Source organism: Echinicola vietnamensis DSM 17526, from assembly GCF_000325705.1.
Taxonomy (GTDB): Bacteria; Bacteroidota; Bacteroidia; order Cytophagales; family Cyclobacteriaceae; genus Echinicola; species Echinicola vietnamensis.
Genome location: NC_019904.1, coordinates 1167290 through 1182348, shown reverse-complemented (window position 1 = coordinate 1182348; position 15059 = coordinate 1167290). Strand labels below are relative to the sequence as shown.

At 46.3% G+C, this 15059-nt stretch carries 12 protein-coding genes; 6 read left to right on the top strand and 6 right to left on the bottom strand.

Annotated elements, in window-relative coordinates; translation table 11 throughout:
* The first annotated feature begins 408 nt into the window (after positions 1–408).
* A complete protein-coding gene (locus ECHVI_RS04935) occupies positions 409–639 on the top strand; it encodes a hypothetical protein (protein ID WP_041738327.1) in 231 nt (76 codons plus the stop codon).
* Here ECHVI_RS04935 and ECHVI_RS04930 read toward each other — a convergent pair.
* Positions 636–1055, bottom strand: a complete 420-nt coding sequence (locus ECHVI_RS04930; protein WP_015264853.1) for a Fur family transcriptional regulator — start codon at positions 1053–1055, stop codon at positions 636–638. The genes ECHVI_RS04935 and ECHVI_RS04930 overlap by 4 nt on opposite strands.
* A gap of 341 nt (positions 1056–1396) precedes the next feature.
* On the opposite strand from ECHVI_RS04930, the gene ECHVI_RS04925 reads away from it, so the two are divergent.
* A complete protein-coding gene (locus ECHVI_RS04925) occupies positions 1397–2245 on the top strand; it encodes a mechanosensitive ion channel family protein (RefSeq protein ID WP_015264852.1) in 849 nt (282 codons plus the stop codon).
* 478 nt (positions 2246–2723) lie between these two features.
* Complete coding sequence (ltrA, locus tag ECHVI_RS04920; protein WP_157501223.1) at positions 2724–4142, top strand: group II intron reverse transcriptase/maturase; 1419 nt, start codon at positions 2724–2726, stop codon at positions 4140–4142.
* A 26-nt stretch (positions 4143–4168) separates the two neighbouring features.
* On the opposite strand, the gene ECHVI_RS23825 is transcribed toward ltrA, so the two are convergent.
* The 3 genes from ECHVI_RS23825 to ECHVI_RS04905 form a co-directional block, all read right to left on the bottom strand.
* A complete protein-coding gene (locus tag ECHVI_RS23825) occupies positions 4169–4327 on the bottom strand; it encodes a hypothetical protein (protein ID WP_015264849.1) in 159 nt (52 codons plus the stop codon).
* Between the two features lie 96 nt (positions 4328–4423).
* Entirely contained in the window at positions 4424–5959 is a 1536-nt protein-coding gene (locus tag ECHVI_RS04910) for an IS5 family transposase (protein WP_015264848.1), read from the bottom strand.
* Positions 5960–6442: 483 nt separating this feature from the next.
* A complete protein-coding gene (locus ECHVI_RS04905; protein WP_015264847.1) occupies positions 6443–8956 on the bottom strand; it encodes a M14 metallopeptidase family protein in 2514 nt (837 codons plus the stop codon).
* A 129-nt stretch (positions 8957–9085) separates the two neighbouring features.
* Between ECHVI_RS04905 and ECHVI_RS04900 the strand changes: the two genes are divergently transcribed.
* Positions 9086–10594, top strand: coding sequence for an FAD/NAD(P)-binding protein (locus ECHVI_RS04900; protein ID WP_015264846.1), 1509 nt, complete (start codon positions 9086–9088; stop codon positions 10592–10594).
* A 112-nt stretch (positions 10595–10706) separates the two neighbouring features.
* Complete coding sequence (rluF, locus tag ECHVI_RS04895) at positions 10707–11438, top strand: 23S rRNA pseudouridine(2604) synthase RluF (protein ID WP_015264845.1); 732 nt, start codon at positions 10707–10709, stop codon at positions 11436–11438.
* Between the two features lie 7 nt (positions 11439–11445).
* Here the strand turns inward: rluF and ECHVI_RS04890 are convergent, their stop codons facing one another.
* Positions 11446–12138 (bottom strand): hypothetical protein, encoded by a 693-nt coding sequence (locus ECHVI_RS04890; RefSeq protein ID WP_041738325.1) that lies wholly within the window; start codon positions 12136–12138, stop codon positions 11446–11448.
* Positions 12139–12796: 658 nt separating this feature from the next.
* Here ECHVI_RS04890 and ECHVI_RS04885 point away from each other — a divergent pair.
* On the top strand, positions 12797–13753 hold the full coding sequence (locus ECHVI_RS04885) for a fatty acid desaturase family protein (protein WP_245553428.1): 957 nt from the start codon (positions 12797–12799) through the stop codon (positions 13751–13753).
* Positions 13754–13935: 182 nt separating this feature from the next.
* Here ECHVI_RS04885 and ECHVI_RS04880 read toward each other — a convergent pair whose 3' ends face one another.
* A complete protein-coding gene (locus tag ECHVI_RS04880; protein WP_015264842.1) occupies positions 13936–14748 on the bottom strand; it encodes a hypothetical protein in 813 nt (270 codons plus the stop codon).
* Positions 14749–15059: the final 311 nt, after the last annotated feature.

Below are 15059 nucleotides of genomic sequence, written 5' to 3'. Positions count from 1 at the left end.
TGGATCAGGAAATAGCCTTGAAAATTTTTGTCTTTTTAGCGTTGATGGCTTTACGAATGGCCTTACCCTAGCGGTGCTATGGAGGGTCATACCATATGGCCGGAGGGATAAATTCCGAGATGTTTAATGAGCTTAGAGTTGCTATAGTATTGAAATGAGGGAAGTTTGGCTGAGCGCCCTCCTATTGCGGTCAGCGAGCGAGGCCATACGCTCTCCTTCGATTGCCTTCCTGCCAAACAGGCAAGCACTTAGGATGACTATCGAGCCATACTTTTCCAGTAACCGTAGAAAGAGCATTTTTACGCTAAATACTGTGTTGTCCTTCGTACGTCACCTATTGTTGGGTGCTGCTATTGACTTATTTTAATATTTCTTGTAAATTATAAACCATCATCAAAGGTTAAGCGCATGAGCATAATGGTAGTAGATATGATTATTTTTGGGGTCGCTTATGTCCTGCTTGTGTATTTTTTAATGACGATGATCAGACCAGCCCATGGGTCTCGGAAAAACCGCAGCGATGATGGTGATGGAGGCATAGAAGTCACTGATCCTCCCAAAATCGACTTGCCACCAGGAGTCATATGGCCTTCGGATGGTCCCAAAACCAAAGAACCTGCTCCTCCCTTGGAAGTTTAGTTGCTGCATTTATTGCAGGTGCCTTGCACCAATAGGCTTTTTTCCTTGATGATGAAGCCATCGGGAAGGTTAATTTGCGGTAGGGAAGTTTCCGCTATGCATTGGGTCTGTCCACAGACATCGCATTTAAAATGAACATGTTCGTGATCATGGTGGTCTTCTGCAGCATCATGGTGACAGAGGGCGTATTTGGTCACCCCCGTATCATCCAGCACCTTGTGAATAAGATCGCTGTCCAAAAAAGTCTTGAGGGTCCTGTAGATCGTCACCCTATCAAAATTCTCTTTTAGCTTTTCTTCCAAATCAGAATGGGACAAGGCAATGTTTTTATGGAGGAATGTGTCCAATACATCCCTGCGGCAACTGGTTACGCGGAGCTGATGGTCCTTGAGTATTTTTGCTGATTTTGTTGACATATATTTTTGGTGTCTTTTGGGCAATGAGATAGGGCAAAAATACGCTAAATCCTGCAAATTACCTTATCTTATCCTTTTACGGCACTTGCCCGCTTTATTACGTTAACCAATTTAGGGTACCGAATCGTTCATAGTGGTATACGGACAAACATTTTTGGATATTAAGCCTGTTTTATCCAGCATAATGATTTTTTCACCCACAATTGTCCAATTTATGCTTTAAAATTTATCTAATTTCATTTAAATTAAGAAGTCTTAATCATTTTATCATCCTTTGGCTGTTTATTTGCAGCTCTAAACTTTATATAAATCTACGTTTTTAACTATTTATTTTATAACCTATGGAAAATCTTAATGCAGAAACATTACAGTCAATGTATGATCAGGGCGTAGCGCTCTTATGGGATATTATACCCAGTATACTTTATGCTATTCTTATCTATATCGTGGGTAAGATGATTATCAGTTTTATTCTGAAGTCCGTTAAAAAAGTAATTGCGACCAGAAATCCAGATCCGTCTTTGACAAATTTTTTAGTTAGCGTAGTAAGTGCTGTGCTCTATATTCTACTTTTCTTGACCATTGCCTATACAGTAGGAATTGATGTGACATCTTTTGTGGCGATTCTCGGTGCTGCCGGTTTGGCCATTGGTTTGGCCTTGCAAGGTTCTTTGGCCAATTTTGCCGGAGGTGTCCTGATCTTGCTCTTCAAGCCATTTAAAGTAGGAGATGTCATAGAAGGACAAGGACATCTGGGAGTAGTAGAATCCATCGATATCCTGTACACTAAAATGCATTCTTTTGATAATAAGGATATCGTCATCCCAAATGGAGCCTTGGCCAATTCGGATATTATCAATATGTCCAATAAACCTACCAGAAGGGCAGACTTCAATGTAGGTGTGGCTTATGGTACCGACCTAAAGAAGGCCAGAGAGATCATTTTGGGTGTATTTGCTAAGGATGAGCGGGTACATAAAGATCCTGCCCCAGTCGTGTTTTTCAATAACTTTGGCGACAGTTCCTTGGATTTGGTCATTCGTGTTTGGACCGATGCGGCTAATTTATGGCCGGTGTATTTCGATAACATGGAAGCCATGAAAGAGGCCTTCGAAGCCAATGATATCGAAATTCCCTTTCCTCAAAGAGATGTGAATCACTTCTATCCTGACGGAAAGCCGCAAGCTTAAATTCGAAGTAGGATGATATAGAAAAGGAGGACCGTTTAGTCCTCCTTTTTTGTTTGCCGTGCATGCTAAACATCAGGAGGGTTTAAGTCCCTTATGGGCGGGTTGGCACGAACCATTAGTTGAGGGCAAGGGTGTTTGGGGTGACCCAAAATCTGAAAGAAGCCTAAAACAAAGCTTTGTCCTAATGAATAAGAACTGGATATAAGGCCTACTTGGAGGATGAGGTGGCAATAGACACCGAAGTCCGAAGTCCAAACGTAATTCAAGGAGGTAAATCCAGTAGTATAAAGTAGGTGATGTTTAGCTTAACACGGGAGGTCTGTATATCCGAGAGGCTATCAGAAGTCAGCAGCGGCCATAGTAGTGAGGAAGCTCCTGTAATGGGAGTGGAGCGAAGGGCCAAATCTTTAAACAAGGAGCAGTTACCGGACAAATTGCAACAACCACAATGAAAGCAGGAAAACGTATAATCGGTCAGATGAGTCTAGCAGGCCTAGACGAATGGTCGAGCGTCCGTGCAGTCAAGGGAGCAGACGTATTCTGCAATCAAGGCGGCAAGGTTAGGCGAGAGTGGTTGTCAAGGTGCACGGAAGAACGAGCCTTGACCAAGGAATTGATGGGGAAGATAGTGTCCCCCTCAAACCTTGTTGCCGCCCTGCGGCAAGTAGTGTCCAACAAGGGCAGTGCAGGAATTGACGGGATGAGTGTGGAGGAGTTACGGCAGTGGTTTTCAAGTCATTACCATGAATTCCAATCGCAAATCATCACGGGTAAGTATCGGGTAGAATCCGTACGTGAGGTACAGATACCCAAACCCAATGGGGGAGTACGAATCCTTGGGATTCCCACGGCCAAAGACAGGCTGGTACAGCAGGCCATCAGTCAGGTACTAAGTTTACACTACGATCCCACGTTCTCGGACAGGAGCTACGGCTTTAGGCCAGACCGAGGGGCACATGATGCCCTCAGACAGGCCGGTCAAGAAGTGTCAGAAGGCCGGGACTGGATAGTAGATATAGACTTGGAGAAGTTCTTCGATACAGTGAACCACGACAGGCTTATGTGGTTGTTGGGGACACGGATTGGAGACAAAACCCTGCTGAAGCTCATTGGCAAGTTCCTTCGGGCAGGTATGCTCAAAGACGGACTGGTGAGCCAAGGGGTAAAAGGCATGCCCCAGGGCAGTCCACTATCCCCACTTCTTTCCAATATTATACTGGATGAACTGGACAAAGAACTGGAAGTACGTGGCCACCGCTTTGTACGCTACGCAGACGACCTGATCGTTATGGTCAAAAGTGAACCCTCTGCAAAGCGAGTGTTATCGAGTCTCACAGCGTTCATAGAGCAGCGTATGCTGCTGAAAGTGAACAAGTCAAAGAGCAAGATAAGCAGGCCATACGAGCTGAATTTTCTTGGCCACAGCATCCTGATCGAAGGCAGGTTGGGGCTTAGCAAGACCAGCGAGCAACGGCTGAAAGCAAAGCTCAAGCAACTTACCCAACGAAATCGGGGGATAAGCCTTGAACAGTTGGTGAAGGAGCTCAATCCCATCCTGAGGGGGTGGCTCAACTACTTCAAAAATGCCCAAATGATCGGAAGATTAAAGGCAATAGAAGGTTGGCTTAACCGCAGGATAAGGTGTTTTCGTCTTAAGCAATGTAAGCGGGCATTTACGATGGCAAAGCTCCTACACCGCCTTGGCGTACCATGGAACAGGAGTTGGGCGACTGCGGGAATTTCGAAGGGATGGTACAGGTTATCAGTGACCCCTGCCGCCCATGAGGCAATGAACCTGAAATGGTTCGGTACTATAGGCCTATACAGCCTCAAGGAAAACTACGTTAAACATTTAAAGAAACCGCCCAGTACGACCCACGTACGCTGGGTGGTGTGAGAGGACAGCAAAGTTAGGGTCGCTCCCTATCTTTGCTTCCTACTCGATTTATACTTTTTCCCACTGCTGGAAGCACAGCCGATAATTTTGGTCAGGTCGATATCGTTTGGAATTCCACCGAATCCTTCGCTTACATCCCAATCTACGGATTCTTCTGGTTGCTTATCTTTTTTCTTTTTGCCCATAAAATGATAAACGATTACTAACAAATGAAAGTTTTCATCACCATGATGAGGGGCCATTTTAGGGGATCAAGCGATATTTAGGGCCTGCTGAAAAACTCAGCCATTTAAGTTATGTAAAACCAGTACAGGTTGTGGCCTGTACTGGTTTTTTGTTATAAAATTGGCCAGGAATATATCCAGCCATTGGAAAAGGTCGTATTTGGAGATCCCTCTTGCTGAAAAACACTGGCACAGGAGTGCCTCCCCGGCCAGTTTGACCAGGTTGAGCACTAGGATAATCGAGGCAATCCACGACTGGCTGGTGTCCTTCAGCCTTGCCCTGATCCGGTTCATGCCGTAACCGTTCTTTGCCTGGCCGAATTTCCCTTCTATCGGGTTCCGCTCTCCTGGACTTACGTGGTTTTCCACTGCCCTGGCCGGTGGCCTGCCCAAGGGCTTGGCCGCCAGTTTTATCCCTTTTTCCTTCAGCCACTTCCTGTTCTCCTGGTTACAATAAATCTTGTCGGCCAGCACCTTGGCCGGATAGAAACCTAACCTTTCCCGGTAGCCTTCCACATAATCGGTCAGGCAGCTGCCCTCGTTGAAGGCATCCCATGATACTGTGTCCAAAAAAGAGTAGCCGTCCACAAGCGTAAGGTGGATCTTCGCCCCGAACTCCGTCCTGGCCCTGGCCTTTCCACGGACTATCGGCCGTACATGGGGCTGGTGAATACTTACTATCCGGTCTGCTACCTGATGGCTGCGGTGCTCGAACATCCATAGCTGTTGCTCATAAAGTGTCCCGATGATCCAATAGCTTCGCTGTGTCCTGTGGTCCAAAGGGAAGACATCAAAATTGTCCAGCTGTTTTTCGATCGTCTTAAAGTTCCTGCAAAGGTATTGGAGCTGTGATTTTATCCCCTTGCGGATCGTCTTTTTCGAGGGGTTCTTGTTCTGGGCTACCTTCAGGTAGTTCTTCCGCGCTACCCTTCTGTAGGTTCTCGGCTTCTTGCCCTGCCGGGCTTTCCTGTGCAGCTCGTCTATGATGGCCTCGGTGATCTCCCTTGCTTTGTTGAGCAGCCCAAGGTCGGTCGGGTAGGCGATATCCTGCGGACAGACCGTCGCGTCATACAGCACCTCCCCCTTGTTGTTTGGAGGTGATCCCCCTGCTCCATCTTTATCTTTACTCCCTTTCTCTATCTTCTTTGTCCTCCTTTCCATCGAAAATCCATGGATCCGCCCGTTCATCTCGGCGATCAGTTCCCCTCCCAGACGCTTTCTGATATCCACGAACAGCGAGGCATCGAAGGGCGCTTCCCTGATATAGGAGCTGTAGCCCAGAAAATACTGGAGATACATGTTTTCGGTAATCTGGGCTACCGTCTCCCGGTCATCAAGGTTGAGGATATGCTTGATGATCACCGCACCGATCAGCACCCTGGGGTTCAGCGAGGGCCTTCCCGTTTGTTTGGCTGGATGGTGTTTGTTGTACAGGCCTACCAGATCGTCCCACGGGATCTGTGCACTGAGCAGCACCCAGCGGTTGTTCGGGTCAAGTTGGTTATGGAACGGGGTCTCAAAACCTGTAATCGACAGCTGATTGGGGCTCGTATATTCATTGCGTGGTGCACGCCTTTTGGTCCGATTTGCCATATTTCCTTGCACTTAGTCTTCCTTAATCTTAAGAAAAAGACCGCTTAATAGCACATCAAAAACGTTTTTTATTTTATCAGCAGACCCTATTTATCGGGACCATCATACGCCACAAAGACCCTAAGGGACATAGCAATTTTAAGTTGCACTGCTTCCACTTACTGCTTTTGGGGCTTTATAGCCTTTTTGGTTAACCAACAAGCCCTCACCGAGCAAGGCATTTGGAATGTGCTTGGAAGTTTATAATGCACAATGCTGCTTCGGATTTGCAATGTCTTGAGCATCCTATCCGTGTTAATCAGCATTCATCCCTGGCCAAATAGAAACCATCGCTAGCCAAGGATAAGATGAGCGATCGAAATGGGCTGGCGCCCCAACTTTTCCGCTTGATGCTCTATCTTCCAGCAGTCTCCGCTAACATCCATTTTGCCATGATCATATTTCTGGAGGAGAAATCAATCAAGTATTCTCCCACTCCACTGCTCAATTCCCTACTAAAAAGACCGCATTGGCCATGATAAGTTTACCATTTTCCCAAAAACTCCTGAAGAGAGGGTTATCCACAAGGTACACTAACTGCCCCTTACCGCGGTTTTCCACACCAAAAACAAGACTTTCCTTCATCTTTGCTTTGGCGCGATAGCCGATAAAGCCACTTCTGTGCTGATCCAGGCTGTGGATAACTCCCGCATTGATGCCATTATTGAGAAAGGCGTATCGGGTGGGGTTGTTTTTTAGGGTGTAGTATTTTCCTCCTGTGCCATAGCCCAAGGCGTAAGTGCTGTCCATGTCCACTTCGAAAACGGCGCCTGCTGCATAATCGGAAATGGCCTGTCTCTCCCTTTCCCGGTAAGGACTGGTCGTGGAATCGTCAGAACTTGCTTCAGGAAGGTAATCTTCTTGCTGTTGATCCGACAAATAGGTGGACAGGTCAAATCCATCTTTATCAACAAAAAGGTCCAATGCACTTTCTATAACAATAAGTTTTCCTCCTGCCTGCGTCCATTCGTTTAGTTTTTCCAAGGCTTTATCATTCCAGTCATAGCTCCCACTGGGAAGGATGAGCTCGTCGTATGCTGTCAAGTTCAGATGATTTATGGCCGAAGCTTCCAGCACGGATATTGGGTATTGCAGCTGTTGCTCAAAGAAATGCCAGACTTCCCCAAAATTTAGTGAAGAAACTCCCTCTCCGCTAAATACTCCCACTTTTGGGGCCTTGATGGTTTTGACCGAGCGCGAACCAAAATCTTTTCCCTTATCCATAAAACCTGTGGAAGCGGTACCGAGGACGATTTGATGGGTGTTTGCCAATGTCACGACCTTTTGATGAAAGTCTTTTACATATTCATTGCCGCCACGGGTAATGATCAAGCTTCCGGTAGGATAGGTCTGGCCATCCACGGTAAAAGGATAGGATGCTGACCTGACCCGGATGTCCTCCTGCAATAAGGCCGCCAGGAAAATGGCTTCAGAGGCATCCTGCCAAGGGACGATGTAGGCTAAAGCAGATTTATCCACATCGTTTTTTACGGGTTCTTGCTGTGGATAAGTAGTATTTCCCTCCAATTTTTCCTGCAGAGCATAGGCTTCCACCCCATACGCATACGGTAAGGCCCAACTGGTGATATCATAAGTCAAGCTGTCCTGAAGCTGGGCCTCGGGTTCGAAAAGCACCTGTGTCAACACTGATTTTGGCTGCCAGGCATTGACGATGATATCGTCTTTTTCCAGGCTAAAGGATGATTTTTGGCCTTTTTGATAGGAAAATCCCTGGAGGTTTGCCGTTTTCCCACTTAAGCGGTACTGGATATGGTTCTTGTCCAAGAGTGAGAGCAATCCGGTAATGCGACCAGCGGAGTTGTCCCCTTTGATGACAAAACTGGTGTATTTCCCCTTAGGAGAGGGCTCAAAGTAACGGCTAAATTCTTCCAGTAACGTTTTGGCATTTTTTGACGCCACTTCGATAGCGGTCATTCCGGTGGTGTGGTGGTGACGGATGCGTTCCTTTAACGTCAAAGTATCCCCTTCTGCGGTGTGGACCCCAATGCCAGCCGCACCTGAGCCGCCTTGCTCGATGGTCATACCAATGGCACCGTTAAACATCGGGTAGGTGTCCCCATAGCTTGGATAGAGCAAGTCAAAGACCTCTTTCGTAAAATAAAACCAGTTGTGCTGATCAAAATAGGCCGCATTTTGCCGACCAAAAGTTTCCTGAAATTCCATCTGGTAATCACTCAGCTGAGGATGTAGTGGAATCGCCGCAGGAGCGAAATAATAGGGGCTGTTAATGCCTTGTTCGTGAAAATCCAAGTGGATGTTTGGCATCCATTGCTGGTAAAGGGTCATACGCTGCTGTGATTCCTGCTGGGTCTGCCAAGCCCAATCCCTATTCAGGTCAAACAAGTAGTGGTTTGCCCGTCCACCGGGCCAAGGTTCTTGGTGTTCGATGGATTGGAGGTCTGGCTGAAGCGGTACATTCATCTTTTGGTTGTACCAATTGACATAGCGGTCCCGGCCATCAGGGTTGACACAGGGATCGATCACCACGAGGTTGTTTTGGAGCCAAGCCTTGTTTTCCCCTTTGGCAGGATCCACCAAAGCCCAAAGGGTCTTCATCGCGGCTTCTGAGGAGACCGCTTCGTTTCCATGGACATTATAGCTCAGCCAAGTGATGGGAACGGAAGTTGTGGGATTGCCCTTTTCAAGCCCGGTCCTGCGCAAGTTATCGATTCGAATCTCTTCCAGTTGGTCGATATTTTCTTGGGCCGAAACCCATACTACCAGCAGCGGCCGATGCTCGAAGGTTTCACCGTAGTATTTCAGTATTACATTTTCATTATGTGCGGCCACATGCTCGAAATAGTCGACGATTCGGTGATGTGGGGTAAATCGCTCGCCGAGTGGATAGCCTAAAAATACCTGTGGGCTTTTGGTCTGGCCATGAGCCAAAAGGCTGAGGAGAAGAAAAGAGAAGATAATCAGTAATCGTCGTTTCATATATCATGCAAATTATAGCCGAAAATGGAAGGAAGCCACAAAATAAGGGCTTTCCCGAAGGAGGGCAACATATCCGTAATGAAAATATTTTAACTATCTTGAGTTTCTCTAAGGTTTTAAACGTCAACCATGAAAAACATCACCATAATTGGCGGCGGTGCCAATGGAATTTCAGCATTTATCGAGTTATTTATCCACATTGTTACATCAGGGTTGGAAAAAGAGGTACAGGTTACGATTGTGGAAAAGGATGAGCGGTTGGGGTATGGCTTGGCTTTTGGAACACCCCAGCCTGGGCATATCCTGAATACCCAAGCGGATTTGATGGGGATTTTTGCACATGAGCCAGGCCACTTTGCAGCATGGCTGAAGAAAAAAGGCCATCGACAAAGAGAAGACCTCAAAGGTACGGATGAGGTGGATAATGCATACACGACACGTATCTTTTATGGAGATTACATTGCCGAGCAGGCTGATCGATACCTGAAAATGGCCCGTTCCCGTGGTTTTGTGGTGGAGGTCGTAAAGGGGTATGCTGTGGATATGGAAATGGACGCGGGATCCTATCGGGTAATGTTGGAAAACGGCGAAGCCATTCCGAGTGATTTTGTGATCTTGGCCTTGGGAACCCCCAAGCCAAACAATTTTTCCAAGTTTCAGAAACGGCCGGAATATGTGGATTTTCCCTGGCCCACCTCCCGGCTCAAGTCGACCATTCCAGGTGACGCGCACGTGGGGGTATTGGGAACTAGCCTGAGCGCCATCGATACCGTGATGACCCTTGTGGATAATGACCATCGAGGAAAAATCTCGCTTTTTTCACCGGATGGACTGCTCCCTCGCGTCCAGCCTTTAGAAAACAAAACTTACCAGCGCATATACCTCACCTTACACAATATCCACAGCATCAAGCGCAAGACGCTTCAAAAGCCTCGCGTGAAGACACTTCTCCGACTTTTTATGGAAGAAGTAGCCCATTACGAGGGGCATCCAGTGGATTGGCGGCAGTTTACGGCCCGTTTATCCTCACCGGAAGCACTGCTCGCTTGGGACATTTCATGTGCCGAAGAGGGCGGCGATGCCCTGCTCAATATTGCCGATGCCTTGCGGTACGATGCCTCCACCATTTGGAGCTGGATGGACACCGACCAAAAGCTGCTGTTCAAAAAATGGGTGGGCAGTGATTGGGCGATCAACAGGCATCCCATGCCGCTGCACAATGCCAAAAAGCTAAGGAAGCTTTTCGATCAAGGGCAGTTGGAGGTTTGTGCGATGAAGGATGGCGATGCGGTTTCGTATCAGCAAGGGACTTTTGGCATCAAGACCAGCCAGAAGGAGCGGGTGACGGTGGATTTTTTGGTCAATGCCACTGGCAGCTCATCGGCATTGGCACAAATGGAAAGTCCACTTATCCACAAGTTACTGGAGCGAAATTATATCCAGCCGTATGAAGTCGGTGGAGCCGTCCTTAACGAGCGAACAATGCAGGTGATTTCTCCAAAAGGGGGGGAAGGCATCTATGCTGTTGGTCATATTGCCAATGGGATTTTAATGGATGTCAATGCCGTATGGTACAATGTGAAGACCATTGGTACATTGGCGCGTGATATCATCTTTCGGTTGGCGGAGGAAGGATAAGGGAAGTTATCCACACGGTCGGTTTGCACTTTGCGAGGGGGATTGCCTTGGAATGGCCATCTTGTTTTTGGAAAGAATCCCGTACATTTGTGTTCTCATCTTCAAGGCATTTATGGATAAGGACACGGTAAGGATAAATAAATACTTAAGTGAAATTGGCTATTGTTCCAGAAGAGCAGCAGATAAGCTGTTGGAGGAAGGGTGCATCACCATTAATGGCAAAGTGCCGGAGTTGGGCACCAAGGTAAGCCCCGGCGATGACGTGCGGGTCAATGGCAAGCTGGTATCCCCTCCCAAGGAGGATTTTATTTATATCGCTTTTCATAAGCCGGTGGGTATCGTTTGCACCACCGATACCAAGAGGGAAAAGGACAATATCATTGATTATATCAATCACCCAAAGCGGATTTTTCCCATCGGCAGGCTGGACAAACCCAGTGAAGGCTTGATCTTCCTGACCAATGACGGTGATATCGTCAATAAAATTTTGCGCGCAAGGAATAATCACGAAAAAGAGTATGTCGTGACGGTGGATAAACCGATCACGCCAAACTTTATCCACAAAATGGCCAATGGCGTTCCGATTTTGGATACGGTAACCAGAAAGTGTAAAGTCGAGCAGATCGGAAAGCGGAAATTCAAAATTGTCCTTACCCAAGGCCTTAACCGCCAAATCAGACGGATGTGTCAATACTTGGACTATGAAGTGACGAAGCTAAAGCGCATCCGCATCATGAATGTCCAGTTGGATATGCCTGTGGGAAAATGGCGTTACCTTACCCCGGCAGAATTGGCAGAGATCAATGCTCTGGTGGCCGATTCCAGTAAGACTTTTGAGGGGTAGCCTGATGCTAGAGACGTTCATTTACATGGTCACGATACCAGCCAATGGGGCACGTCTCGGCATATGCTTTCAGTGAATCATGTAAGTCGATTTTGCCTTTTTTCGCATCGAGGTAGAGCTTGGATAATTTTTGATTCCATTCCAAATGCATGGCTGAAAGGGATTTAATAGCGCTTTTAGGATGCTCTTCAGGAGGTGGAAAACCTGCTTCATCCACCACTTGCTGGATGATAGGCAAATACTTTTCGTCAAATGGCTGGGCGGTAGCCTCCAAGAGCTGTACATATTTTTCAAGCAATCCTAAGCGCTCGAATGCATGGTGTCCTGGGGTGAGGTTGAGCATGGCGGTCTCAAACCAGACCATGGCTGCACGGTAATTTTCCAAGTGTTGATAGCAAGTGATGAGCTGTAGGGTGACGATGTGGTATAAAAAAGGATTATCAGCTGCTTCGAGTTTGGTAAGGGCTCTTTCATAATGCTCGATTGCCCTGCTCCACTCTCCCGCTTCCCAAAGGAAAAAGCCATATTGTTCATGTCTCTTGATGAACAGCACGTCCTCATCGAGTTTGGGGGCCACGCTGTCAAAAAACTCGTCCAAAAGCCGAATTTTATGGATCCAGTCTGTTGGTGGAATGTCCCGATGAAGCTTTAGCACCAGTTCTTTTGGCATGATATCTTTTTTCAATTGGGTCTTGTCCATGATAAAAATTGATTCAATGTGTTTATTTTGCTCATTAAGGTAATGATTTTGCGCTGAACAATGGTGTATTAAGCCAATTATAGGGCAGGCTTTACGTATGACCTACCATTACAGTCATGGTGATTTCTGGAAAGGGTGGGTTGGTCAAAAAGTTTAGGAAGTTTTAACATCCTTTCCTACCAATATATCCATTAAGAATGGCTACATTTGGCACTATACGTTGGTGCCTTGCTTAGGTTAAGGTGCTGACCATTAGTGCGGAATAGTGTCTTGAATCACCTTAAAATGCCTAACCTTGCGATCAGTCGCTTTTGCTTTTCCGGACACAGATACATGTTGAATAAAAACCAAGAAGTATTTTACACACGTTTACAAAGCCTTTAGGATCTATAAATCCTCATAAGAGTTTCAAGAATGTTCGCTTAAAACGGTTCAGTTCTTTTTAAAATCATTAGGTCCTTCAGTAGGAGGTGTTTTTGATTCGCACGCATAAAAATTAATTTACCATTTAATTACATCCAATATCAAGACGATTCGATTTACGGAATCAGCACTGTCTGAATTTTCCATTACACTTAGAAGCCGGGTTAATGCTTACTTTAAGCAATCTCAAAAGTCCAGATATGGCAATCTGGAGATGATCTTAAAAACAATATTTATGCTCAGCCTTTATTTTGTGCCGGTCCTGCTGGTGATCTTAGGGGTGGTGAGTCAGACGTGGCAGCTTTACGTTTGTTTTATTTTAAGCGGTTTGGGCATGGCCGGGATTGGCATGGGCGTCATGCATGATGCGATCCATGGAACCTATTCCAAAAACAAATTGATCAACAAACTGCTGGGCTACACCTTAAATATGGTCGGGGCAAATGCCACCGTTTGGAAGATTCAGCATAACGTTTTACACCATTCTTTTACCAATATCCATGAAGGAGATGATGACATCAACGTCCCTTTCTTCTTGCGTTTTTCGCCCAATGCCAAGAAAAATGGGTTCCACCCTTATCAGCATCTTTATACTTGGTTCTTTTATGGCCTTTCGACACTTTCTTGGGTGACTTCCAAGGATTTTATTCGCCTCCATCGGTACTATAAAATGGGGCTCCTCAGGGGAAAAAATATCTACCGGGACACGATCGTCAAGATCATCGCGTGGAAACTGCTTTACTATGCCTTTATCCTGGGGCTGCCGATAGTGTTCTCTCCGTTTGGAGTGGGACAAATTTTGTTGGCATTCCTGGCGTTACACTTTGTGACGGGCCTGAGCATATCTTTGGTGTTTCAGACCGCCCATATCATGCCGGATGTCACGTTCCCAAAAATGGATGGTGATGGCCAAGTGGAGGGAGAACGTATGATTCACCAATTGATGACCACGTGTAATTACTCGGAAAGAAACAGGGTGTTTTCTTGGATGATTGGGGGGCTGAATTACCAGATTGAGCATCACCTATTTCCGGATATTTGTCACGTGCATTACCGTAAAATTGCCCCAATCGTTCGTCAAACGGCGGCAGAGTACCAGCTCCCTTATTATTCAAAAGTCACCTTTGCGCAAGCATTGAGATCACACTTTAAGATGCTGCATTGGTTGGGAAATACCAAGGTGGCCAGCTAAACGGTGTTTTACAGGCATGTGGAATGCTGAGTGATTAGCATGAAGTCCTCCTGAGCCAGTCCGTACGACATTTGGTCAAGTGCAGGCCGGGTCAGGGAACTTTACAGTCTAGGCCGTCGATTCATGGATGCTGTTACCAATTGTGTGGGTAGCACATTGACGGATCCACGGCTGCGTTATGGCTAATTTTCACAATTGGTATTGGCGAGGTTTTGGTCCCAGCAATGGTATTGGCTATCTCCGAAGAACGATTCGCTTTTCACCCGGCCATATTTTGCCGTACTGTTCCAGCTTATCGAAACGTCACTTTCTGAATAAGCATTGGATAGGATGACTTTTTTGTTTAGGTCCGAAGACTGGTTTTCCTGGTAAATAAAGGAACTTCCTTCGTAATCGCCATCTTTTTGCATCGTATAAGTCACAGTGGTATTTCCGGTCTCTTTATCCAGCTCCCAAGTGTTGGAAAGCCAGACAGCGGGAGATTCGGGGGATTCATAGACCTCCCAATATCCTTCCTCCCCTTGGAAATTGGAAACACCCCTAAACCACACAAACAAATCATCACCGCCCTCACTGGAGATATAGCCCATCCAGCTGACCGATTCATCCCAGATCGATGCTGTCAGTTGGATTTCATAGGATCCTTTATCCGCTATGGTAAAGGCCTTTTTCCATACCCAAATCTTCGCTTCCCTGTCGATCATTGGCTCTGTGCTCAGCACGGCTTTATATGCAGATATGGGCACGATAAGATGTTGGTACAGTACGCCTGAATACACGCCAATATTGAGGGCTGCATAGGCCCAATTGCTGCCCATTTCAGTTCGGGTCATCTCACTTTCGGCTGTTTCGAAGATGTTCAAATCCGGCGCCATGCTGGCTTCAGGGGGTAGCACGGGAATGTCCATTTGCTTTGTCGGTACGGGAATCTCTCCTGTGGTGCACGATGCGATGGTGATTGTTAGCAGGAGAAACAATCCTAGGAGCTTTTTCATGGGTGAAAGTGGTTTGGTAGTGGATCGTGTTGATGTTCTATAAAAGTAGATGATGACACCAAAAATCGCAATCAATGTGAGTATTTTGTAAATATAATAAAATGTGTTTTGTGGCTAATAAATTGTATAAAATGACTATTTGGGGTGTTTGTTACTGTTTTATGGGGTTTTTATTCTAAAAATATAGGGTGCTTAGCTTCATCTGGATTGGGATTTATGGGATGCATTGGATCTTCTTTTGGCTGCATATAGGCTTACTTATAAGAAGAAGTTTATGGATGAAACATGACAGGTTTTTACAGAAATCCAGC